Raw genomic sequence first — 23,031 nt, 5'->3', positions numbered from 1 at the left:
CTGTTTCTGATTGGAAGTGGATTATCACTTAAAGTAATTAAGTCGGTAGGGCTAAAGCCATTTCTTCAGGGAGTTATCCTATGGATTGCAATCTCTTCAGTTTCCTTATGGGCAATTCTGCTGCTAGCTTAGACAAGCTCTAAATCATAGGATATAATTTTGCGCAAACGTTTGATATGCTACTTTAAACCTTGATTATCTGCTTTTTTACTATAAAGAGGCTAATTATCATTAGTTTATAAGCAGAATTTGGCTGATCTATATTTAATAAAGCTCTTTGATAGCTTAAATTATAGTGCTGAACAGGCTGTTTTTTTTTAGAAATCTGGAATAACGTACAGCAATATTTAATAATCACCTTTCGTAAGGTCAAACGTTTGCGTATCATTTATGATGCATATTGTTTATAGATATCTATAGATTACATTCTATAAAGCATTGTGCTTTAGTACAATATCCTAACCTAACCAAATATCTTCTATGAAAAGAAAACTATTACTATTAATCCCTGTACTGATTAGCTTTATGGCTTGTAAGAAAGCTGTAGACACAGCAGGCGGAGGCGGAGCTCCAGCAGACGTTATTACTACTGTTGATGGATATAGCAGTGACCATATCCATAATCTTAATCTTGTTTATTTTATACCTAATGATCTGGATACACTGCCAGGTTATCAGAAACGTTTAAGTGACCTGATGTTATGGGGGCAGAAGTATTATAAGGACGAAATGGCCCGCAATGGTTATGCCGATAAAACTTTTGGTTTATTTACCAGCCCAACTAAAGGTGTGAAGATTATTGTGGTCAGAGGTACTAAACCTAAAAGCAGTTATCCTTATTCTGGAGGCAATGGTGCTGTTTCACAAGAGATCAATGCTTATTTCACAGCACATCCGACAGAAAATACGAGTGCACATACCCTGGTAATTATTCCACGCTATGAATTTAAAGCTGATGGAACACCAAGCGGAGGGCCATTTTATGGAACAGGAAAATGGTGTTATGCTCTTGATTATGAGGGATTGGATATTAAAAATCTGGGTAAAACCGATGCTGATGGTAAACGCTTTAGTGTTTGGTTTGGTGGGATGATGCACGAATTGGGTCATGGCTTAAACTTACCGCATAACTGTCAGAAAGTATCTGAAAATGCGACTCTTGGAATGGCTTTAATGTGGGCTGGTAACGGTACATTAGGAATCTCAAAAACATTTTTAACCGCTACTGATGCAGCGATTTTAAATGTTAACCAGATCTTTAATAAAGATGATAAGCCACGTTATGGAGCTGTTAAAGCCTCAATCAGTAAAATTCATGCGAATTATGATGCAGGTAAATCATCGATTGTTGTTTCTGGTAGATTCACTTCAGATAATAAGGTTAATAGTGTGGTTTATTACAATGACCCTAATGTAAATAATGAAGGTATAGGTGTTAACCACGATTATAATGCTACGACCTGGGAATCTAAAGCAATATAGGGGTGGATAGCTTTTATGTTGAGATGCCGATTTCTGAGCTTAAGTATAAAGATGGTAATCCATATGAGCTGAAAGTGAAGCTTGTTCACGATAATGGAAATGTCACCGAAACGATTTATAACTATGAGTTTATAAATGGTATCCCGGTATTGAACTTTAGCAGCAGAGATGAATTGAGTAAAACAGGCTGGAATGTAATTAATGTAAGTTCTCAGGAAACCTCTGATGAGGATGGTAAATCTGCTAACCTGATTGATGGGGTGATCAATACTTACTGGCATTCGCAATACTCAGGTACAACAGCCGCTTATCCGCATTCTTTCACGATAGATATGGCCGTTGCTAAGCAAGTGAAAGGTATTAGTATTACACAAAGGAATGGTTTACAGAGAGCTGTGAAAGATCTTGAAATTCTATATAGTACTGATGGAACAAGTTTTGTTTCAGCAGGATCATTTGTATTGGCAAATGTTAATGGCCCTCAATACATTAATTTACCATCTCCGCAGACTATTCGCTATTACAAAATAATAGCTAAGTCTTCTTATGATGGAGAGCCATTTGCAGCCTTGTCGGAGGTTGGAGCGTATTAGTCTGTAATTTTTTAACTTCTGATATAAGGCCTTGGTCTGTCTAGCAGCAGATCAAGGCCTTTTTATTAAATAATGCTCCTGAAATCATATTTCAGGAGCATTATTCTTTTTGAACATTTCGCTAAACTAAAAGATTCCTTTTTTGTGATTTGCTAATTTAGCTGTCTGGGCTGGTGTAATCCCAAAATGATCTTCAACAAGCTGAGCAGGATTAGAGGTCAGCCAGTCATTCAATGATATTTCCTGATATTCACCTGCATTAAAAAAAGAATAATCAATTTGAGTGTTTCAGTGCCTGTGTTTTCTATGTAATGGCCATAACCTTGTTTAATGAAAGAAACCATTCCTTTTTTGTAGGCCATAGTCTTTACACGTCCATGAGAGCCAAAAATACTTAGATTTCCTTTACCGCTTATTACATACTGCCATTCATCTGCATTGGGATGCCAGTGTAATTCACGAATTGCACCAGGCTCAATGTCCATACGCAATGCAGTTAATGTGGTTTGAATGGGAAATTCTTTAACTGATACTTTTCTTGTAAAGCCACCGGCAAATTTTTGAAAGACGCCGTCTGTTTCCATACGGAATTTATGGGCAGAATCACTGATTGGAATATTAGGGTCTATATTTTGTGGTTTTGGTTCTACGGCTATTTTTCCGGTACCAATATAAAGTTCTTTGTGCGGGAAGGAGGCAAATGTACTTGCTGATAATCCTGAATTGCGCGCAAGTATTTCGGGGGAGATATGGCTGATCCAGTCTGTTGAACTAAAGGTTCCAAATTCGGAAAAATGGCCATTATCAAAGCTTAGTAAGAACAAGCATGATTGATCACCTAAACATTGTAAACAGTGTCCGTGACCTTTTGGAAAATACCAGATATCACCTTTTTCGAAGTCATCAGTTGATGTGGTTCCATCTGGAGAAACAACTGTTGTACGTACTTTACCTTCTAAAACGTAAGCCCATTCTGCTGCAATAGAATGCCAGTGTAGTTCTCGGAAACTACCTGGGTTTAAACGCATAATTACTCCTGCGATACTTTGCGATACTGGAAATTCTTCGACAGTGGCTTCTTTGGCAGTGCCACCGGTACCGACCCAGCCTTTACTTCCATTTTCAATGTCGTATACAAAATCTTCCAATTCTGCCTGTGGGCCGTCTGGCCCATTTTTTATTGATGATTTTACTGCTGCTTCAGCCTTTTTAGGAATTAATAAATTTAGGCTTGTTGCTGCTGTTACCAAACCAAAGGTTGATAAAGATGCTGCGGAAATGAATCCGCGTCTTGTAGTTGCCATATCTTTTTAGATTAATATAGGGCAAATATAGAATGCAAATATGATATTCTAAAATAAAACATCATATGTTTGATTTAACATCATATGTTTGTGGCCAATGCTTCTTTGTAGTGGTGAACGGTTTTTTGTGGCTAAATAATGTTTTTATGAATTAATATGTATTGAATTGTAATGTATTTTATGATGTTTGTCAGAAACATCGTATGTTTGTTGCAAAGTAGTTATTTTAAGCAAACCATGAAACTTTACGAAAAGGTAATTAGTCTGATAAAGGAAGATATTTCTCAAGGGAAATATAAAGCGGGCGAAAAGATACCTTCCGAGCCTGAACTGATGAAGTTATATAGCGTAGGCCGTTCAAGTATCAGAGAAGCGATTAAAACAATGGCTATTTCAGGGATTTTGAAAGTGCAGCAGGGGTCAGGGACTTTTGTTAATAATAGTTTCCAGGAAGTCAGCATTGAGCAGCGGTTAAGACGTGCAGATTTTGATGACGTCAATGCGGTAAGGAGATTACTGGAAAAGGAAATTGTGAAATTGGCTACGCAAAATCGTACAGAGGAACAGCTTCAGGAGATCGAACAATGTTTAGAGAATCGTAAACTGGCTATTCAGGCTGAAGATGCTCAGCTTTGTGCTGATACAGATATTGCTTTTCATACAGCGATTGCCAAGGCTTCTTTAAATCCTGTATTATCTGATTTATATTATAGTTTCACCTTGATCATGCGTAATTTTTTTCTTGCAAGAGAAAAACAAGGAATCAGCCGTTTTGCAATGAACCATCATTTACATGAGCAATTGTTTAAAGCAATTAAGAGCAAAAAGCTAAGCCAGTCGCAATTGGTTCTTCAAAGGATTCTGGACAACAACTATTAGGGTAGGGTTCATTTACCTTTTGATATGAACCGCTGTTATATCTGATACTTTAACAGCTAATCTAGGGTTTTTAAATAGATCCCGGGTCTTTGATGATGCTGAATCGTCATTCACGAAATCTGGCTTACGGGTTACATAAATCATGTTTTTTTCGCAACGAAAAGCACCACTTATGAGTATAGTATCACGTACTTTTATGTTTTTGATTTTTTCCGTTAGTTTTTTGTCAGAAGCATATACATAATTTAAGAAAATAATTGACGAGTATTCTGGGTACTTCTTTTTTTTGAATAAGTCTTTTCTGATCATACAACGTACAACTTTTCCATCCGGTGCTTTTTCTATTTCAGTAACTTCAGCTGCCCAGTTGTTAAAACTGGCATTCAGAGAATCTTTAGTGAAAGTACATAGTTCCTTCATAGTATTGACCAGCTCTTGGTCTGTTACTGAATCTTTTTCCGAAAATTTCTGATCTAACTGATCAATTTTATGAATGAATAAAAGCTGGTCTTTTTGTCTGGGATCGATATTTGGTTTTCCAGGCTTGCAGGATAATAACATACTCGCGCACATAGGAACAAGCAATAACAATTTTTTCATCTTTTATTATTTTCAGTTTTTTATGGAAGGCAATTAATTAGTAAAAGGTAATAATTTATCTGAGGATTAATAATAATGTTAATTAAATATGATGTGAATTGGGGCAGGCGATTTCTGTCTGTCACTGATCAAAAAAGCCTGCTAAAAAGTTAGCAGGCCTGATTAAATTGGTGGTATTATTTTTTAGCAGAATACGTTGCTGTTATTGAGCAGCATCAGCATAGGTTGAAGCAATACGTATTTTCTTTACAATGTGGTTCACTTTTGATGAGTCACCGCCGTAAACACCCCATTTTGGATCACAGTAATCACTGTCCAGAGTCCTGCATTTTAATCTTTTACTTCCATTGGTGAAGGTTTGCTGTGTCCCGTTGTACCATAATTCTATGAAGCCAATTGAAGCGTCTTTTGATACTTTCATACGGATAACAAATTGTTGCCAGGTTCCGGATACTAACGGAATCGACCAGGGAACTGTAGCAGTATGATTTTCATCAAAGTGCTGTAGTTGTAATGTTCCGCTAATTGTACGAAGCATTAAAGGATGATTAGCACCATCTGAAGAAGTAGGATAAGATTTCCATTGGAATACGGCTTCAGTTTTTAAAGAAAGAGGGATGTATATATTTTACTGGTCCATCCCATATATAAATATCTGATCCCTCAACTGCCTGAAAATTCTTTGCGCCGTGACCTTCCGCGCGGTGACTTCCTTCAGGTTTGATGAAACTCCAGCATAAAGTTCCGGTTTCATCAGTTACTGTGGTTACACTCCCGTTTTGTTCAACGTTTATATTTTTCCATACATTACTGCTGCCATTTGCAGCATCTCCATTAAACAGAACAGCTAAGGTGCCAACCGCGTTGGTTTGTGAACCTGAAGTTTTAAGGTCATCTTGCCGGGTAGCATTGTCAGTCTGTTTTTTACAATTTGTCAGTAAAAAAAGGCAACTCAATGCCAGTGTGATTCCTGTAATTTTTGTTTTTCTCATGGGTAAAATGTTTAATGTTTAGGTGGTTGTAATGTGAGTTGATGTCTTGTTATTGATTAATTAAATAAACCATAAGTGAATATAATGATATATTATATATTTTTTTTATTATAATTAAATAAATTTTATCATGATGCAATGCAAAGAGGAGCTTGGCTAATAGCTGATTTACAATGTGTTTTGAGCGCATATTAACCGAAATTATTATATTTAATAAAAAAAAGAATAATGAATATTCAACGGTTGTTTTTTATTGTCCTGATTATGGTAATCAATACCAATATATACGGACAGGCGAAAGTTAATGGAAAGCTTAATGCAAAACAGGAATTTAAAAAGCTGGAATGGCTGATTGGGAACTGGAACCGTACCGATGTTAAACCAGGCAAAACAGCTACTGAAAGCTGGGTGAAAGTAGCTGCTTATGAATTTAAGGGCACTGGTGTAGTAGTTAAAGGAAAAGATACTGTCTTTGTAGAAAAGCTCAGATTAATAGTGAAGGATAATGATATTTTTTATGTAGTTGATGTAAAGGAGAATAAGGGGCTTGTTTATTTTAAGCTGACAACAATCAGTTCAAGCGGTTTCGTATGTGAAAATACTGAGCATGATTTTCCAAAAAAAATCGAATATCAATTATCCGGCGGGATTTTTAAAAGCGACCATATCAGGAAACGGTAAAAGCATTGATTATTCTTTTGTGAAATTGTAAAGAACAATCAATAAACTATTTAAAATAAATGGCCGGTTAATCCCCAATGAACACCTGCTGATCAGGATGATGAACTGTACTGAATTGAATTTTAGTTTGAAATGATTGTGCTTTCTTTTTTGTAGGAAACCAGTCCCTGTCTGGATTAACCAGGATGAATAATCCCGTTTCATCGCCAACTACCGCAAAACTTTCTGTTTTTGGTTGTTTTACATAGTATTCCAGATCATATTGTCTGATCAGCTGTTCTCCCATTGCGCTTACATCAGCAGTGACTATACCGATCTCACTCACAAAAAGTAAAGCATTACTGTCAAATGAAGCAGATGATTGATTATCAGCATCAAAACGGCATATCAATTCCAGCAGATTTTCATTGTTATCATAAAAATAGAATGATTTCGCATTCCATGCTTCAAATGAGGAAAAGTTACTGTCATCTGTTACTGGTAATATAGCTGTTCTTTGGTCAAGCCAGTTAAAAGCTTCTTCCAGTTTATTATTTGGAATATCAAATGCAAGATGATAATTTGGATGTTTCACCTCAGATTTTTGAAAGGTTAGCTGGGTTGTTCCTATTAAGAAAGATATCTCAGTTTCGGTTTTCTTATTTGTTTTGATATTCAGTGTATTGTTGTAGAAATGTTCGGTTTCTATAATGTTATTACTAAGTAATTCAATCGCTTTAATCTTCATAATTCGGGATTATTTATAAATCAAACCACCATTGAATGGCTGTTCCTGCTTAATTTACCTTAAAATCTTTACGAGCACCCTTTGCGTTCGATCTTAAAAAAACATATTACAATCAGATTATCATCTATCAGTTAATAGCTATTCAATTTGTAATATTAAGTCTGTTAAATGTTTTTTGAAGATTTAAGCGATTGAATTTAATCTTTAGCCCACTGTCGCGATTTTCGATTTTAAAGGAAATTATTGGAGTCAAGGCCCGGAGTCTGACCATGCATGTCAAATACGAGTTTAACCTGGGGGCCAAAAAACAGGCAATGAGTAGAACCTCCAAAGTGAAACATTCCCAGCTGATCACCTTTTTTAACATGCTGGCCTTCGTAGACCGTAATCTGGCAGGAAGAAACCTCAGCCATCCCAACAGGCATAATGCACATCAATCCGATTGCGGGATTATCCGCCTGAATAAATATGAGTGCTCTTGTAGCCAGTTCTGTGATATAACCTTGTGAGTCATTTGGGCCTGACGGGTCAAAACCTTCTGACAATGCCTCGGCATAATAGGTTCCGTCCACTACATAGGCTTTCACTATTTTACCACTAACCGGGCTGTGCCAGCGATGATAACTTAATGCACTTAAGAAGGCCTGATAAACAGTTCCTCCAATAAAATTATCCAGTAGAGGATCATTAGCCATCATATGTTCCAGTGAATAGGGTTGAGCCTTGATCCAAAACTTATCATGTTTTTTTACATTGTGTGCTATCCTGTATGGGGCAGATTCACATGCATTTGCGATGATCGCATCATTATCAGGACTTGCCAGCGGGCGCTGTCCATCTCTGAATTCCCTGGTGAAAAAATCATCCCATGATTTAAATCCATGATGAGGCAGGGCAGGATCACATTTAAATTCTTTGTCAAAACCCGGCATTGCTTTTTTTGCATCTGCACCAAACCACCCGGTTTTTGGGTTTTCACTTAATACATATTTAGAATCTGTGGAACAGAGAAAGATAGCCCATTCATTCAATATCCTTTTTAATTGCCAGTTGACTTTCTCATTCAAAAACGCGGCATAACCGGCTGTAGTTCCCATAGACCAGTCCAGAATCGCATTGATAGGGAAGCCAACCAAACCAGTTTCATTGAATTCCGGGGCTTTGGTCATTATTCTATTGATCAGGTGCAACATCAAATGATAATTTCTTACCTGTGGCTGGCCAGCGGGATTCTTATTCTTATTAAATGGTGGTTTACGGGGGACTTCCTCAAACATCAGGTGAAACCACATAAAAATCTCCGGGTCATCCTCTATTAATTCTTTAAATTCTTCAATTACCGGAAGTAAAGGGCTTTTATCCTTTTCTACTTCAGTAATAAGTTCATTTAGCCATTTTTCCAGAACAGTCTGGTCGGATGGAAGCCACTTACCAACACGGAAGGGGAGCGACTTTTCGTTAGTTGTTGATTTCATAAATGCTTGTTTTACATCATGAAATTAGGCAAAACAAGAAAATTAATACAGCTTGTTCATATTCATTTTCTGTTCATTTTGGAATGTTTATTTTCTGTGTGTCAGTGTGGTGTGTGCTTTTTGTTCAGGCGATGGATATTATCGTTTAGTTTATAGATGCCGCTTTTTATTCCGATATTCTGACGGTGAAAACCCAGTATTTTTCTTGAAGAATTTGCCAAATAATGATTGATCACCAAACTCTAATTCATTTGCAACCTGAGCAATACTAGACAGAGGTTCGGTTAATAATAACCGGGCTTCCATAATAATCGCATCGTCAATTAACTGGCCAGCTGTTTTTCCTGATATTTCTTTGAGTACTTTAGAAAGATGACCGGTAGTTACAAATAAAGAATCAGCATAAAATTGAACGCTGCGTTCACTTTTGAAGTTTTTTTCAAGTGTTTTAAGAAATTTGAATGTTAAGGCTTCTTTCCGTGACATTGCCAATCTTAAGTCCACATTTTTTTTCTTGTGTGTTGCTGCTAATTCATACATTAATAGATTAAAAGCAAGGGATACAATCTCACCACCAAAAAAACCCGGATCATTATTTATATTCTTTTCACGCAACGAATTTGATAAATTAATGAAATTTTGCAGTTCTGATTCCTCTAATGTGAATTTTGGAATCATATTGGCTGTATAGAAATCAAACGAATCTACTTCGTTTTTCTTAAAGACATTCTGTAAGGCAAAGTCGAGTGTGAAACTGACGATGATTGATTGACAATCACCTTCCATCTCTAAAATATGCATGACTGTTTTTGGGGTAATTACGATTACATCATTCGCAAAGAGTTCGTAGGTAATCAGGTCTAACTGGATTTTTATCCTGCCCGAAATGATAAAACCAATCGTATAATGATTGGAGCGATGAGGGAAAGTGAATGGGATTTTTTCATCTTTCCTTTCATTGAAATGTATATGCAAACCCTCAGATTGGGAAGGCTCTCCCAGGATTGCCAGCATATCATCAATAGTATATTTTATTATAGAGCTATTATCCATTTTAAGCTGATTATAGAAATGGGGGGAATTATTTCGAAGGTAAAGTTTCTTTCTTAACCAGTGAATAAATAAGGGCCGGCTTTGATTTTGCCGGCCTGTTTTATTTTAAATTACCAATTGATTTTTTGTATATGGCCTCGTTTATTTTATAGTTGGCTTGTGCATCAATGATGGATGAAAGTGCCTCTTGCCATAATACCTGGGCTTCAAGAACATCCTTGCCAATAACTGTCCCTGCTTTGAAACGGTCATTGTTTAGCCGTAAATTTTCTTCGGCCTGCAGCAGTGATTTTTCGGTAAGATTCAGACGCTGAACGGATTGTTTTAATCCCAGATAACAATTTTGGATTTCTAAATTAATCAGCTCCCTGGTTTCCTCCAGTTCCAGCTTTTGAGCTGAAGCTTTAAACTGCTGCTCTCTTACTTTTTGTTTTCTGCCTCCCCAATCAAAAATTGGGATATTAATACTTAGCATCCCGTAAAAGGCTCTCATGTAATTGTTCCCATTTGAAAAATTGGCATTTTTACCTCTAGCAAATAGCCCATTTGCACTTAATGCAATGACTGGCATCCGGTCGGCATTTAAAATTCTGCTTTGAAGCTCTTGTACTTCAACTGCTTTTTTGAGCATGGAGATTTCAGGACGATGATCTGATGAGTTCATGGCTGCGGGGGTGATTTCAGCAGAAACAGACGGATCGTCTTTAACCGTAAATCTGATGGTTTAACCCGGTTAGCTGAGCAAGATTTAATTTCGCCATGGTAATTCCATCCAAAGCTTTTGTCAGGTTAAGTTCTGCCTGATTTAATTGAACTCCTACGCGAAGCATATCATTCTTATAAATTAATCCAGCTTTATAAGAATTGTTTAAATCATTGTGCAACGAGTTTAGAAGTTTAATATAACCCTCTGCTAATACCTTCTTTTCTTTCATGTTAACCAATTGCCAATAAGCAGTTTCTGTTTTTAGGACCACTTCACTAACGGTTAGTTCTCTTTGCGAGATTTGTATTTCTAACAGAGATGAAGCCGCTTTTTTGGCATAATTTATTTTCCCTCCCGCATAAACTACCTGGTTTATTGTCAATGTGGTATTGGTACTGAATTCTGGTAAAATGATATTTAACGGGTTGGACAGATATAATCCTGCGATTTTTCCTTCCAGAAATGGTTTGTCTGCTGTATATACTGAAGCACTTGCAGCTTCGGCGGCCCAATATTTTGTGTTGCCCTCTTAATATTTTTATTGTTTTCCAGGGCCATTTCCTTAGCCTGAGCTAACGAAATTATTGTTTCCTGTGCATCGCTGCTGAGCGCTGTTAAGCTCGCTACAAGGCCTAAAACAACTGCGAGATATTTTCGTAAATTCATATTTGTAATATTTTTAGTCAGACCTACTGATCCTGCTGTCTTTAGTGGATTTCCTGATATATGGTTTTATATGAGATTTCATCCTCAACATCAGGCTGGATTAACGAATCTTCTTCAATTTTTTCTGGCTTAATAAATTGGTTATACATTACCGGGATGACGAATAAGGTAAATATCATAGAAACGATAAGACCAAAAGCCAGGACGCTTCCTAATGGGGCCCACATTGGTGATTTACTTAAAATCATAGGCAATACACCAACTGCGGCAGCCGATGAGGTCAGGAAAATCGGGCGCATTCTGCGTTTTGCTGCTGCTATTGCTGCCGCTTTAACTTTGTGTAATGATGATCCCGTATTAATTCGTCGGCATAATCAACCAGGATAATCCCATTGCGCACTACAATACCAATCAGGCTGATGATTCCCATAAAACCAGTCAGACCTAATGGATTTCCTGTTAAATATAGACCAGAGAATGCACCTAACAGACTTAAAGGGAAGGTAGTCAGGACAATCAGTGATTTGCCCAGGTTTTTAAACTGAAAGAGCAGGGTCAGAAAAATTAATACTAAACTCACACCCATAGAAGTCATCATTCCAGGTTCATTTTCAGCACTCGACTCAGCATCACCACCATATTTGATTGTTATCCCTTTTGGCAGGCTTATTTTTTCAATTTCCGGCTGCACTTCCTTCATGATTTTTGAAGGTTTGATACCTAACTGTGCTTCAGAGAAAACTGATAATGTTTTTAAACCATTGCGACGGGCAATCATTCCAGTGTGCCAATCCGGAGTGAGCGCTGCAACTTCTTTTAATGGTATTTTACTGCCATAAGCAGCAGAGCTGATGTGCAGGTTCTCGAGCGCAAGAGAGTTTTGACGACTAAGGGAATCGTAACGGAGAAATATATCAACTGGTTTGTCGCTTTCCCATAATGTTGAAATATTGAACCCTTTTAATCCCGCTCCTAATGTTTGCGTAATAGCTTGATTTGATATTCCCAGACGACTGGCTTTATCTTCATCAATATTGAGTTTGATTCCGAAATAATCTTCGTCATTATTTAACCTTATATAGTTAGTGCCTTTCGCTTTCTTTAAGATTTGTTTGATCTGCAAGGCAACTCTTTTCTGGTCATTTTCATTTTCGCCAATTACCCTGACTGCGATGGGTGCTTCTTCTTGAAAACTGAGTTGTTTTAGCTTGATATTACCGTCAGGCAGGAATCTATCTAATTTTCCGATATATTCCCTTACCATATCATCAGAGGCTTTGTTGCTCTTTGTAGTGATAAATATTTGCGCGAAATTTCTTCTTGGTGTTTCAGGGGCATATGAGAGGTATGAAAGCGTGGCGAGCTCATACCAATAAAACTTGTAATATCAACTACTCGATCATCTTTTTTTAGAATCTGTTCCAGATCTTTGACTACATTCTCAGTTTTTTCGAGTGATGATCCTGCTGGTAACCAAACTTCCATATTGAATTGGTTTCTTTCACTGATCGGATAGAATTCGGGATCTACTTTTCCAGCGATTACAACAGCAAACAAAACGGAGCCGGCTCCAATAAGCATGATTGTCTTCGGCCATCTGAAAGCCCATTCAACCCCTTTATCAAAGCCATTTTGCAACTTGTCCAATAAGCTCTTATGATCAAGAGGGCGGTCACTCATTTTATGTTTTAATCCCTTTTTGATAAATACATAACACATATAAGGTGTCAGTAATAAAGCGACCAGAATTGAATTGACAAGAGCAATGGTTACCGTAACTGGTAAGGATGCAGAAAAGTCTTTTGCTATACCTTCCTGAAAAAATGCCAGCGGTGCAAAAGCGAAAATAATAGCAATTGTGTGGCTGTCAATATAGGAATTGATAACTGTTTTGCAGATTGCCATGCTGCGGTCCATGGTGTGACTCCTTCGTCCAGTTTCTCAATATAATTGTCAACAACCACAATTGCATCATCTACAACCATACCGATTACGATAATTAAGGCAGCAAGTGTTACCTGGTGCAATTCCAGTCCCATCATATACATCACACCAAAAGTGACAATGATTGAAATCGGAGCTGCCAGAGAAGCTACTGTTGCCACGCGGAAAGGTAAAAGAAGCATCACTACGACAATTACTGCTACGATTGCCATTCCAAATTCTATCATAAAATGACTGATACTATCCTGAACTATTTCCGGCTGGTTAACTATTGTTTTGATTTTAACATCAGGAGGGAAGGTCCGCTGTATCTCTGTAATTCTTGCTTCCAGTTTTTTACCAAACTGCACGATGTTATTTCCTGCTTGCATATCAATAGATAGCACCATTGCTTTTTCTTCACCAAGCGGACAAAAGAAGATTTCTCCTCAAAACGGCGTTCTATATTCGCAATATCTTTTAATCTTACCAGTGTGCCTTCTGGCGTTGTATATATAATCTGATTTGCTACTTCATTTTCAGATTTATACCTGCTGCTGCTGTGAATGGGAATAATGTTATTAGCTCCTGTATTCAGTTCTCCTGTATAGGCGGTAATATTCTGCTGTTTCAATACATTGATAACAGTAGATATATCAAAACCATATTGCTGTAGTTTCTGATCGTTTACATTCACATATAGCTGCTGACGTTGCTCACCACTTCTATTGATCTTGGAAACTGTAGGGATTATTTTTAATCCATCTTCCAGTTTATCTAAGTATTTCTCGATTTCAGCGTAATTTCGGTCTGGTGAAGAAACGGCGATAATCATGGCAGTTACTTCACTGAAACTGCTATTGACAAATGGGCCTATTATCCCGGGAGGCAATTGCGGACGTAATTTGGCATCTATGTCTAACTGCATCGTGTGCCAGAACTTCTTCTTGTCTTTGATGTCTGCATCCATTTCTACAGTAATGAATGTCTGTCCTTCTTTAGTTTCAGATCGTGTTTTTCTTTTTTTTACCTCTTCAAACGAAAATAGATACTGCTCTATTTTTTTAGTAACTTCTTGTTCTACCTGGTGTTCGTCTGCACCTGGATAAAATGCATAGACCATTGCTGTAGGCATGTCAATCCGTGGATTTTCACTTCTGGGCATATTCAGTAATGCGAATATCCCCATGATCAGCAGTATAGCAGTCACCACAATGACCACTTGTTTGTGTTTCATTGCAGCCTCTAAAAAATGTATTTTTCTTTTGTTCCGTATCATCACCTATTCTGTTTTATTTTTTAAACTAATTGGATTGGCAATGAAGCTGATCCGGGCCCCATCTTCAAGTTTTGTCTGTCCTGAAATGATAAGCTGATCACCTGAGCTGATTCCGGAAATCACAATAACTTCATTCATACCAGTTATAGCTGATGTGGTGATACGCCTCCTGATTGCAGTATTATTATCTTTTGCTATAAAAACATAAGTGATATTGTCCGGATCTCTTACAATTGATTGTGCAGGAATCAGGATTGTATTCCGTTTTCTACCTGTCTTAATCAGGATATTAGCAATCATACCGGGCAGTAGTTTCCCATCGCTATTGTTCAGCCTGATTTTAACCGCATAGTTTTTTGATGTTTTTTCTGCTTTAGGGTTGATGATATTAACTTTCCCTTCGAGTTTTTTATCTAGTACGGGGACATCAATTAATGCATTTACGCCAGATGATAAATTGGCAATTTCGCTTTCACTAACAGATATTCTGGCATATACCTGGTCAGTTTTTACCAAAGTGAATACCGGGACTCCTGGTGCTGCTGACGCTCCGGATTCTATCAGTTTTTCTGTTAAAATACCAGTAAAAGGGGCATGTAACCTGGTGTCAGTAACTTTTTTTGAGGACAGATCTCTATTGGCCTTTGCGTGCCATCGCCGATTTTGCTGAAATGAAGTCTCTTTCCGGGAGACTATTTTTTTGATAGAGTTCATTTAATCTTTTGAAATTATCGGCCGCCTGATCATAGACTGCTTTAGCGATCACAAATGCATTCTGATAATCCTGAGTCTCAATAGAGGCCATTAATTGTCCCTTTTTGATATGCTGACCTTCCTGAACATTTACAGCTAATACTCTGCCCGGTATACTGAAACCGAGAGATACGGTGTTTTCGGCTTCAATGGTACCACTGTAACTCAGGATATCTTCTCTCTCTTTTAGGTTGACTTGCACTACTATTACTTTTGTTGCGGTTACTCCGGCCTCTTTTTGCTTCTTATTACTACAGCTGTAGACTAAAGATGTGATGAGTAGTAATGATATTATTTTTCTTAAAGATAATGTCATAATGAATGGATATGTGATTGGGTTTTAAAATGTGAAAGGTTTAAATGGATTAAAGACAGATGAATGATGATTCCTCATACGGAGGATGTACTTCAAAAAAAATATCCAGGATATACTGACCAGCGAGTGCGGAGCCTTTTAAGCCTTTTCCGTTTTTTATCACCTCATCGTTCAGAAATAAATGATAGTAATTAGTTTTTTTACCTGATCAGTTTCTTCCGAAACAAGCTCGGCTATTTGTGTTTGGACATTCAGCAGGAATCTGTCAAGAGGTTTGTCTGATTTCTGATTACTATTTTGGGTAACTGCTATATACATGCACCTTGTTCTTCTGCCATGTGTAAGGAAGATTTGCGAGCAGATCAGGCAAGGCCAGATATCATTTTTTAATGTTTTTTGAATATCATTAATCTCTACGTCTGTGAAAAATGAGTAGTCTTTAGCATCATTTTCCAGTACTGTAAGTATTAAGTCAACCCGAAGAAAGAGTTTTTTGAGGATTTCTGAGACAATTGATCTTTTCTCAAAATAGGTATTAGTTAAAAAAGAAATGAGCTTACCGGTTTGTATATCTTTTACATATTCTTCGAGCTGCATGAGCTTACACTTATTAAAAGCGGGTACGATCACGGTTGCATTCTCTAAAAGAAATGAGCGGACAATTTCTTTGCCTACCTCACTTGTTCCATCAATTATAAAAGTGATTTTTTGATCTAATTTGTTGCTCATTTTTCGTGGTTTTCGTCTAAATCTTATGATACCACAAATATGCATGGGCAGGTATGTCCAGGAAAGGGCCGTTTAAGGGGAGAATTGGTATAAAACGGTGATTTTATAGAGGGTGTTGATTTTAAATAGGGTATGAGGGCGTAATTAGGTTGTTATTTGGTATAAATGAGGGATTTGAGAAATGTCTTTAAAACGCATATAGCCCCTGATTATAATCAGGGGCTATATGCATATAATAAGAATGATGTCAGATCAATTAATCTTATATCACCGGGCTGGATTTAATCAGCGTCAAACAGATAACCACTATAGGCAAGACCTTTAGCAACACTGGTGAAGTTATCTCTCCAGAATTTACAGGGATATGAGGGAATTTATTTCTGAAAAGATTTTGTACACCTCCAACCAGTGAACTTCCACCGGTAAGAAACAAACTGTCAATCTCTTCTGCTTTTATATTGTTTTTTAACATAAATTCATCGAGGTAAACACTGATCTTTTTAATGTCTTTTTCGATGACAACAGCATATTGTTCTTTGGAAACTTCTTCGTCGATTTCGATTTCCATATTCGAATAGTTGAACTGAGATACCTGCTCATCAGAAAGGGTGATTTTTGTTTTTTCTATGGAACGGAATACCGAGTAGCCGAGATTATTTTCAATCAGGGTGATCAGGTTCTTGAATTTCCGGTCTTTTTTAGAATAATGATAATAATCCTGTAAGTCTTTCTGTATTCTAAGACCATTGAAAAAGTTCATCTTATCCCAGGTACAGATATTTGCGAAGAGCGACATGGGCACAGTCAGGACTTTTCCTGGTGTAGCTTCATATAAAGTGTTTTTTCCAAAGTATATGAGTTCCTTTATCCCACATAAATGCAGAATCGAAACTATCTCCGCCTATATAAATACCACCAGAGGCAATCATATCATTTCTCCTGTCCTTGTTACCAACATTGTCGGGGTCAAGTATCAGGTAAGTGAAATCTGTCGTTCCTCCGCCTAAATCGGCTACAAGTACTTTTTCTTTCTTTTTGATTGTTTTTTCATAGGCAAATGCAGCACCTATAGGCTCAAATTGAAAACGTACTTCAGTAAAACCTGCATTTTCTGCAGCTTTACTCAGCCTGGTTTGAGCAAGCGTATCTTTTGCAGCACTATCATCATCAAAAAAAAATACGGGCCTTCCGATTACTGCTTTCTGACAATCATATCCGATAATTTCATCGGCTTTAGTTTTCAGGTCTTTAAGAATTAAAGCCACCAGGTCAGATGCATTGTATCTTTTGTTATGTATCCGGGTTTCTATAAAACTACTTCTTGATAAGATTTGCTTGATAGACTTGATAAACCGACCTTCATCCCGTCACTCAGATAAGCATCAATGGCATTTTCACCGACTACATAATTAAGTGGCTGGGTTGCACTTTGTTCTTGCTGAAAATACAGGAGGGAAGGAACTGTTATAGTACTTATGATTTCATTTTTTTCTTCGTCATAAATAGATAGGGCAGAATTGGTTGTTCCAAAATCAATTCCATATAGAAACTTACTCATCGCAAAAGGGAAATATTGTTTTATAATGTTTTTTCTGTGGGCAACTCCCCATTCAATCATGGACAAAATGATCAGGGGGAGATTTTACAGATATATTAAGATTGATATACTCTGTTATAGCGCGTGCAAAGGTAAATTATTAGAATAATATCTGAAGTTAAATTTGTGCAATTTCATTAAAAAACAACAGTTACTTGAATTTTCACATGCTTATCAGTTGAAAGGAAGATTGTTATCTGTTTGCATATTTATCTACATTTGTTGATAGTCGGATTAGTATTGAATCGCATTTCAAATCATTAATTTGTTTGGAATAGTATTTTTTGAAAAGGGAATGAAATGGATATAATCAAGAAGGTAAATGATATAGCAGTAGAGTTTTTTGATGATAATAATTCGAAATTCGCCTCGAAAATGGGTACAAGTGAGGCTAATATTAGAAATTACAGGAGTAAAATCGTTCCTAAAATAGATTTCATAATTAGATTATGTAATGAGATTGAAATAAATTTCGATTGGATGTTCAATGATTCGGGTCCAATGAAGATGACTAAGGGGGGGGCATTAGTCTCTGCTGCCAGTGAATTTATCCTTAAAAGCGATAATAGTCAGCGCGTGCCACTTTATAATACGGAAGCTGCTGTAGACCTGGTTAAACTATTCGAAGGGCATGAAAACATCATTGATTATATCAGTATTCCAAATCTTCCAAAGAGTGACGGAGCTTTATATATTAAGGGGGATAGTATGTATCCATTATTAAAAAGCGGAGATATTGTGATCTACAAAAGGATAAACAATATTGAAGATGGGATTTTCTACGGTGAGATGTATTTACTTTCTATAAACATAGATGGGGACGATACTACGGTAGTAAAATATATTCAGAAATCGGATAAAGGCGAGGAATATATTAAGCTCGTTAGTCAGAATACTCATCATTCATCAAAAGATATAAACCTTAAACATGTTAAGGCAATTGCATGGATAAAAGCCAGTATCAGGATCAATAGCATGCAGTAATTATGATTCTGGCTCAGTTTTTAACAATTTGATTAATGGTTTTTAAATTTTCTTAATTAGAATATTTTATTTTATCTTTAATAGATCATATAACTTAAAGATAAAAACCAGATTATGGAAACACAAACTATTGCTACAAAAAGAGCTGCACAGGATGTAGGACAGCGGATTAGTGAGGAGCTGTCAGACTATCTGAAAAATGGATTTAAGCAGAAATTTCCTTGTGAAAAATCTGTTGTATTTGTCTCTAAAGATGCTATCATGAAATCTTTTGAAGACCCGGATCAAATTTCCGGGATACGATTTATGTATGGTTTTGAAAATGCTGATGACCCGGAATCAAGGGTACTTTTGCTGATGCCCTGCAATATAACATCAACAGATCTTTCTATACCAAATATTATCATAGAACCTCAGGGTTATCTAAATGATAAAGGTAACAGCGTAAGCCTTGAAAAAAGCTGGGAAATATTATACAACCATACTTCACGCTTTAGTACTTATTATCCCGGTCAGAATTTTAATAAAATCATGCGTGGTTCGTTTATCGGTATCAGAAGTTTGCTAGCGCTGCTGAACACAGAAGGCTGCACAGGCATCAATTTTAATTTTGGCTATGACGATACTGTTTTTGAGGCCGTAAACTCATGGGGTGATGGTTTGGATATTTTTGATTTTACAATGCCATGTCCTGCTACATGCCCTCCGCCTGATCCGGTACATAATATTTTTTATAATCAAAATACAGGTAGAAAATATACAAGTATGGACAGCCTAAGTCTTAATAATCATTTTCGGGATGAGTACCTTTTAAAATATGAAGGTAACGGACCACTGGTTGAAATGTATTATTCTGTCAGCCCTGCGATAAATGAAAAAATCAATACGGTTGAAAATAGTAATAGCATAGCGGAGCATATGCACAGGTTAAAAATACAAGATTTTAACAATTTGGTTGATGCAGGTGATTATGATAAAGCAAAAATTATGTTTGAGTCTATCATAAAGAATATGATGAACACTTATTTATTCCAATAAGTTTGATCGTGTTTTCAGCATTCCGCTAAAAGTGGAATGCTGAATTATACCAGGTCCTCTGGACTATCGGTGATATTAATGCTGGTCTACAAATGATTTTTGGCTGGTGATTAAATTTGTATTACATTTTAATTGATATGATACAAAACGAGAAGATTGTTATTGATAATTTATTTGAATTCTGGAACTTTGCTGGTAACCATTCCAGAACTATTTTATCCGAACCGGATTTTAAAGCCGTATTTCCTAAAAAATCAGACTGGCCAAAAAGAATATTTGGCCTGGGGGAGGGAATAGATCCTAAAGTTGATGTATTTAAAAAAAAATGTCTGCCCAAATAAGCAGCGGTGATTTGCCGAATATGCTTACGCTTACAGAATCGATGAGTATTCGTTTCCAGGAGAATTTATCAGAGGCAGGATTTATTCCTAAAATGAAACAATTGGGAATGATGATTGACTTATCAGAGATGAATTTTGCTGAGCAATCTGCGGAATACAAATTTCAAACGGTTAGTCATGCATCAGATGCTGACTTGTTCGCGTCTATTGCTTCTCAATCATTTAAGTACCAGGTAGATGGTAGAATCATAGAAACGCTTGTTAATAATGACCACAGTATTAAACTTTTTGTAGGTTACTATAATGATGAGCCTTCCGCATGTGGTCTTGTGTTTTATGATCGGTTTGGAAATGCAGGTTTGCACATGATTGGGACTTTACCGCAATTCAGGGGAAAGGGACTGGCTTATAATATCACCGTTCATTTGCTCAAAGAGTGTATTAAAGAAGGCAGATTGCGTTGTGTATTACATGCTTCTGAAGCAGGAGAGAAGGTTTATCTGAAATTAGGTTTTATTCCAGTAAAACAAATTATTGGTTATTCATTGTCTTGAAAAATATCTCCCGTAAATTTATCTTAACTTTTGGAAAAGACTATCTTGTAAAGAAAAACTAAAGCTATGAATTCAGGAAGTATTCCTTTCCAGAACACAGATTGGGAAAATATCCCGGCAACCCGGCATAATGGTGAAACTGGTATTGCTTATTGGAAAACTATAGAATACGGTGATTTGCGTATCAGGGTTGTCGAATATTCGAAAAATTATAAAGCAGATCACTGGTGTTCAAAAGGCCATATCATTTACTGTATTGAAGGGGAGATGATTTCAGAGTTATCAGATGGAAGCCAGTATAAACTGAGCAAAGGAATGTCTTACCAGGTTTCAGATGAACTGAGTTCTCATCGCACAATTTCAGAACAGGGAGTAAAGTTATTTATCATAGATGGTTTATTTCTGGGGCAGCATTAGCCTGTGAAATTTGATTTGAACACCAATAATATGAGGAGTATAGAGAAACCTGAACGGGGAGATTATCCTGCGTATGCAGAAATTTTAAACTAATGGCGGAGATGATAAATCTTCTCCTTTGCCATTCGTAGTTATTACAATTCAGATACCTTTTGAAAATTATTGTTTATTCACAAAGATACCTCTGAATGCAGACCAGCACGCATTCTTTATATCAATAGGAAGTGAGTCTTTTACATAAAATTGAATACCGTTTTCGTCGTAGAAATAACGGAAGTAATTTCCAAGTCTGTCTGGTTTCTCACCCGTATGGATATTTTCACGATTAATCAGCCAGCGAGAATAAGTTACTTCTACGCCATCCAGTGCATCCTCAAGATCTTTAATTTTGCCAGAATTTTTGTCGCTATTAATCAAATCACTATAGTCTTCATATCAAATATCCATTTAATTGGCAAAGATACGGATTATTAAGGGGTTATAAGACTATTGATTAGATTGACCGTTTTAATACGGCTTGAATCAGCTGATATCTCAACCTGGATTATAGTATCTTGGCATGAATTTTTCTTTATCTTTTATCACATACGCTTGCTAAATCAATGAAATATGATGCTTAATCAGAAAAGAAAACTCAAAAGAACAGTTTCACTAGTCAGGATATTTGTGAAATACGGGTTTGAGGAATTATTAATCAGGAGCAATATCAAAAGTTTATTGCCTTCAGATTATAATGATGATGAAGCAGCACAGGAGCCGTTGTCACTAACTGTTTATGAACGGATCAGGATGGCGCTTGAAGAATTGGGCCCTACTTATGTGAAATTTGGGCAGGCATTTAGCAGCAGAGAAGATCTTTTACCTAAAGAAATGATCGTTGAACTGCAAAAATTGCAGGATAAGGTGGAAGTCGAGGTGATGGATGTGAAAGAGCGCATTGAAACAGAGTTGGGTATCAATCCTGATGATTATTTTGAAAGTGTTGACCCGGAGCCTTTTGCCTCTGCTTCTATATCACAAGTGTATAGAGCCAGATTGAAAGATGGATCATTAGTCGTCTTAAAAATAAAACGTACCGGAATCAGAGAAGTTGTAGCCTCAGATATGCTGATTATGAAAGATGTAGCTAAACTCTTAACGAGCTATAGCGAATTGTTTCGTAAGATAAATCTCAATGAGGTATTAGCTGCATTTGAAAAGTCTATTTTTCAGGAGCTGTCTTTCCTCAATGAATTAGCTAATATTGAAAAGTTTTCCAGAAACTTTAAAATAGTTGAATCTATTCATCTGATCAAAGCCTATCCAGAACTAAGTAACGATAATGTGCTGTGTATGGAATTTGTTGAGGGGGTTAAAATAACTGATAAAGAAGCTATTATTTCTCTTGGGCTTGATCCTGCGACAATTGCATCAAGAGGATTAGATCTCTTTACCTTGTTCAGGTACTGGAGCATGGTTTCTTTCATGCAGATCCACATCCAGGGAATCTTCTGGTATTGGAAAATGGTAAAATTGCTTTTATTGATTTTGGTTCTATGGGTAGCATGGTGTCAGGAGAAAAAGAGTTGCTGGAAGATTTCATCTCTCACTTTATTGAACAAGACGCCCGAAGGCTGATCGCTACCATCAAAAAAAATGGCTATACGTTTCAATATCAGTGATGAAAAGAGATTGGAAAAAGATATTCATGATTTCTTTAATTTGCTGAATAGTACCTCACTGCAAGAAATTGATGTTAAAGAAGTCTTGAGTAAATTCTCGGCGATTCTGAATGAAAACGAAATACTGATGCCCGATCATCTTTATCTGTTAGTTCGTGGGATTGTATTAATTGAAGGTATCGGAAGAGCACTTATTCCGGATCTGAATATTATCGAAAGTCTGAAACCTTATATATTCAAAATTGCGCTCCGTAAACTTAGTCCTGAAAATTGAAGGTTAG

General features: G+C 36.7%; 30 protein-coding genes and 2 pseudogenes. 12 read left to right on the top strand and 20 right to left on the bottom strand.

Going from position 1 to position 23,031, the window contains the following annotated elements:
- Positions 1-480: 480 nt before the first annotated feature.
- Entirely contained in the window at positions 481-1,482 is a 1,002-nt protein-coding gene (locus ACWYN3_RS16200) for a hypothetical protein (RefSeq protein WP_456222059.1), read from the top strand.
- 2 nt (positions 1,483-1,484) lie between these two features.
- Positions 1,485-2,075 carry a discoidin domain-containing protein gene (locus ACWYN3_RS16195; RefSeq protein WP_456222058.1) on the top strand — a complete coding sequence of 197 codons (591 nt, stop codon included), beginning with the start codon at positions 1,485-1,487 and terminating at the stop codon, positions 2,073-2,075.
- A gap of 230 nt (positions 2,076-2,305) precedes the next feature.
- Here ACWYN3_RS16195 and ACWYN3_RS16190 read toward each other — a convergent pair whose 3' ends face one another.
- Entirely contained in the window at positions 2,306-3,379 is a 1,074-nt protein-coding gene (locus tag ACWYN3_RS16190; protein ID WP_456222057.1) for a cupin domain-containing protein, read from the bottom strand.
- Between the two features lie 237 nt (positions 3,380-3,616).
- Here ACWYN3_RS16190 and ACWYN3_RS16185 point away from each other — a divergent pair, with 237 nt between their 5' ends.
- Positions 3,617-4,258 (top strand): FadR/GntR family transcriptional regulator, encoded by a 642-nt coding sequence (locus tag ACWYN3_RS16185; RefSeq protein ID WP_456222056.1) that lies wholly within the window; start codon positions 3,617-3,619, stop codon positions 4,256-4,258.
- Positions 4,259-4,270: 12 nt separating this feature from the next.
- On the opposite strand, the gene ACWYN3_RS16180 is transcribed toward ACWYN3_RS16185, so the two are convergent.
- The 3 genes from ACWYN3_RS16180 to ACWYN3_RS16170 all read right to left on the bottom strand — a co-directional run bounded on the left by ACWYN3_RS16180 (position 4,271) and on the right by ACWYN3_RS16170 (position 5,850).
- Complete coding sequence (locus ACWYN3_RS16180; protein WP_456222055.1) at positions 4,271-4,858, bottom strand: hypothetical protein; 588 nt, start codon at positions 4,856-4,858, stop codon at positions 4,271-4,273.
- Positions 4,859-5,060: 202 nt separating this feature from the next.
- Positions 5,061-5,396: a heparin lyase I family protein gene (locus ACWYN3_RS16175; RefSeq protein ID WP_456222054.1), complete on the bottom strand. Its 336-nt coding sequence runs from the start codon at positions 5,394-5,396 to the stop codon at positions 5,061-5,063.
- A gap of 58 nt (positions 5,397-5,454) precedes the next feature.
- Entirely contained in the window at positions 5,455-5,850 is a 396-nt protein-coding gene (locus tag ACWYN3_RS16170; RefSeq protein WP_456222053.1) for a hypothetical protein, read from the bottom strand.
- Positions 5,851-6,078: 228 nt separating this feature from the next.
- On the opposite strand from ACWYN3_RS16170, the gene ACWYN3_RS16165 reads away from it, so the two are divergent.
- A complete protein-coding gene (locus ACWYN3_RS16165) occupies positions 6,079-6,531 on the top strand; it encodes a DUF6265 family protein (RefSeq protein ID WP_456222052.1) in 453 nt (150 codons plus the stop codon).
- A 67-nt stretch (positions 6,532-6,598) separates the two neighbouring features.
- Here the strand turns inward: ACWYN3_RS16165 and ACWYN3_RS16160 are convergent, their stop codons facing one another.
- From ACWYN3_RS16160 to ACWYN3_RS16090, 15 genes and pseudogenes are all read right to left on the bottom strand, one after another.
- Positions 6,599-7,258, bottom strand: coding sequence for a VOC family protein (locus ACWYN3_RS16160; RefSeq protein ID WP_456222051.1), 660 nt, complete (start codon positions 7,256-7,258; stop codon positions 6,599-6,601).
- A 230-nt stretch (positions 7,259-7,488) separates the two neighbouring features.
- The gene (locus ACWYN3_RS16155) at positions 7,489-8,733 is read right to left on the bottom strand and encodes a phophatidylserine decarboxylase associated domain-containing protein (protein WP_456222050.1); all 1,245 of its coding nucleotides are present in this window, start codon (positions 8,731-8,733) and stop codon (positions 7,489-7,491) included.
- Between the two features lie 150 nt (positions 8,734-8,883).
- The gene (locus tag ACWYN3_RS16150) at positions 8,884-9,786 is read right to left on the bottom strand and encodes a helix-turn-helix domain-containing protein (protein WP_456222049.1); all 903 of its coding nucleotides are present in this window, start codon (positions 9,784-9,786) and stop codon (positions 8,884-8,886) included.
- Between the two features lie 100 nt (positions 9,787-9,886).
- Positions 9,887-10,450, bottom strand: a complete 564-nt coding sequence (locus tag ACWYN3_RS16145; RefSeq protein WP_456222048.1) for a TolC family protein — start codon at positions 10,448-10,450, stop codon at positions 9,887-9,889.
- Between the two features lie 40 nt (positions 10,451-10,490).
- Positions 10,491-10,904, bottom strand: coding sequence for a TolC family protein (locus ACWYN3_RS16140; protein WP_456223039.1), 414 nt, complete (start codon positions 10,902-10,904; stop codon positions 10,491-10,493).
- Between the two features lie 5 nt (positions 10,905-10,909).
- On the bottom strand, positions 10,910-11,158 hold the full coding sequence (locus tag ACWYN3_RS16135) for a hypothetical protein (RefSeq protein ID WP_456222047.1): 249 nt from the start codon (positions 11,156-11,158) through the stop codon (positions 10,910-10,912).
- Positions 11,159-11,199: 41 nt separating this feature from the next.
- Positions 11,200-11,457 carry an efflux RND transporter permease subunit gene (locus tag ACWYN3_RS16130; RefSeq protein WP_456222046.1) on the bottom strand — a complete coding sequence of 86 codons (258 nt, stop codon included), beginning with the start codon at positions 11,455-11,457 and terminating at the stop codon, positions 11,200-11,202.
- 17 nt (positions 11,458-11,474) lie between these two features.
- Positions 11,475-12,422 (bottom strand): efflux RND transporter permease subunit, encoded by a 948-nt coding sequence (locus ACWYN3_RS16125; protein WP_456222045.1) that lies wholly within the window; start codon positions 12,420-12,422, stop codon positions 11,475-11,477.
- Positions 12,416-14,270: pseudogene (locus tag ACWYN3_RS16120) on the bottom strand (efflux RND transporter permease subunit). Before ACWYN3_RS16120 ends, ACWYN3_RS16125 begins: the two are co-directional and overlap by 7 nt.
- 93 nt (positions 14,271-14,363) lie before the next feature.
- Positions 14,364-15,074, bottom strand: a complete 711-nt coding sequence (locus ACWYN3_RS16115) for an efflux RND transporter periplasmic adaptor subunit (protein ID WP_456222044.1) — start codon at positions 15,072-15,074, stop codon at positions 14,364-14,366.
- Positions 14,995-15,429, bottom strand: coding sequence for an efflux RND transporter periplasmic adaptor subunit (locus tag ACWYN3_RS16110; protein ID WP_456222043.1), 435 nt, complete (start codon positions 15,427-15,429; stop codon positions 14,995-14,997). Before ACWYN3_RS16110 ends, ACWYN3_RS16115 begins: the two co-directional genes overlap by 80 nt.
- A gap of 171 nt (positions 15,430-15,600) precedes the next feature.
- Entirely contained in the window at positions 15,601-16,158 is a 558-nt protein-coding gene (locus ACWYN3_RS16105) for a hypothetical protein (RefSeq protein WP_456222042.1), read from the bottom strand.
- A 262-nt stretch (positions 16,159-16,420) separates the two neighbouring features.
- On the bottom strand, positions 16,421-16,954 hold the full coding sequence (locus ACWYN3_RS16100; RefSeq protein WP_456222041.1) for an Hsp70 family protein: 534 nt from the start codon (positions 16,952-16,954) through the stop codon (positions 16,421-16,423).
- A gap of 31 nt (positions 16,955-16,985) precedes the next feature.
- Complete coding sequence (locus ACWYN3_RS16095; RefSeq protein ID WP_456222040.1) at positions 16,986-17,423, bottom strand: Hsp70 family protein; 438 nt, start codon at positions 17,421-17,423, stop codon at positions 16,986-16,988.
- A gap of 41 nt (positions 17,424-17,464) precedes the next feature.
- Positions 17,465-17,716: a hypothetical protein gene (locus ACWYN3_RS16090; RefSeq protein WP_456222039.1), complete on the bottom strand. Its 252-nt coding sequence runs from the start codon at positions 17,714-17,716 to the stop codon at positions 17,465-17,467.
- A gap of 339 nt (positions 17,717-18,055) precedes the next feature.
- Between ACWYN3_RS16090 and ACWYN3_RS16085 the strand changes: the two genes are divergently transcribed.
- The 5 genes from ACWYN3_RS16085 (at position 18,056) to ACWYN3_RS16065 (ending at position 21,089) form a co-directional block, all read left to right on the top strand.
- Positions 18,056-18,739 carry a S24 family peptidase gene (locus tag ACWYN3_RS16085; protein WP_456222038.1) on the top strand — a complete coding sequence of 228 codons (684 nt, stop codon included), beginning with the start codon at positions 18,056-18,058 and terminating at the stop codon, positions 18,737-18,739.
- 114 nt (positions 18,740-18,853) lie between these two features.
- Entirely contained in the window at positions 18,854-19,777 is a 924-nt protein-coding gene (locus ACWYN3_RS16080; protein WP_456222037.1) for a hypothetical protein, read from the top strand.
- Between the two features lie 137 nt (positions 19,778-19,914).
- Positions 19,915-20,118 (top strand): hypothetical protein, encoded by a 204-nt coding sequence (locus tag ACWYN3_RS16075; RefSeq protein WP_456222036.1) that lies wholly within the window; start codon positions 19,915-19,917, stop codon positions 20,116-20,118.
- A complete protein-coding gene (locus tag ACWYN3_RS16070) occupies positions 20,103-20,672 on the top strand; it encodes a GNAT family N-acetyltransferase (RefSeq protein ID WP_456222035.1) in 570 nt (189 codons plus the stop codon). Before ACWYN3_RS16075 ends, ACWYN3_RS16070 begins: the two co-directional genes overlap by 16 nt.
- A gap of 66 nt (positions 20,673-20,738) precedes the next feature.
- Positions 20,739-21,089 carry a DHCW motif cupin fold protein gene (locus tag ACWYN3_RS16065; RefSeq protein ID WP_456222034.1) on the top strand — a complete coding sequence of 117 codons (351 nt, stop codon included), beginning with the start codon at positions 20,739-20,741 and terminating at the stop codon, positions 21,087-21,089.
- 159 nt (positions 21,090-21,248) lie between these two features.
- On the opposite strand, the gene ACWYN3_RS16060 is transcribed toward ACWYN3_RS16065, so the two are convergent.
- A complete protein-coding gene (locus tag ACWYN3_RS16060) occupies positions 21,249-21,506 on the bottom strand; it encodes a hypothetical protein (RefSeq protein WP_456222033.1) in 258 nt (85 codons plus the stop codon).
- Positions 21,507-21,698: 192 nt separating this feature from the next.
- On the opposite strand from ACWYN3_RS16060, the pseudogene ACWYN3_RS16055 reads away from it, so the two are divergent.
- From ACWYN3_RS16055 to ACWYN3_RS16045, 3 genes and pseudogenes are all read left to right on the top strand, one after another.
- Positions 21,699-22,508: pseudogene (locus tag ACWYN3_RS16055) on the top strand (ABC1 kinase family protein); the annotation flags it as partial.
- Entirely contained in the window at positions 22,499-22,750 is a 252-nt protein-coding gene (locus ACWYN3_RS16050; protein ID WP_456223038.1) for an AarF/UbiB family protein, read from the top strand. The pseudogene ACWYN3_RS16055 and the gene ACWYN3_RS16050, both read left to right, overlap by 10 nt.
- Positions 22,725-23,024: a hypothetical protein gene (locus tag ACWYN3_RS16045; RefSeq protein WP_456222032.1), complete on the top strand. Its 300-nt coding sequence runs from the start codon at positions 22,725-22,727 to the stop codon at positions 23,022-23,024. The genes ACWYN3_RS16050 and ACWYN3_RS16045 overlap by 26 nt, the downstream gene beginning before the upstream one ends.
- Positions 23,025-23,031 lie beyond the last annotated feature (7 nt).

Source organism: Pedobacter sp. NJ-S-72, assembly GCF_053890575.1.
This window is presented reverse-complemented; position numbering and strand designations above follow the sequence as displayed.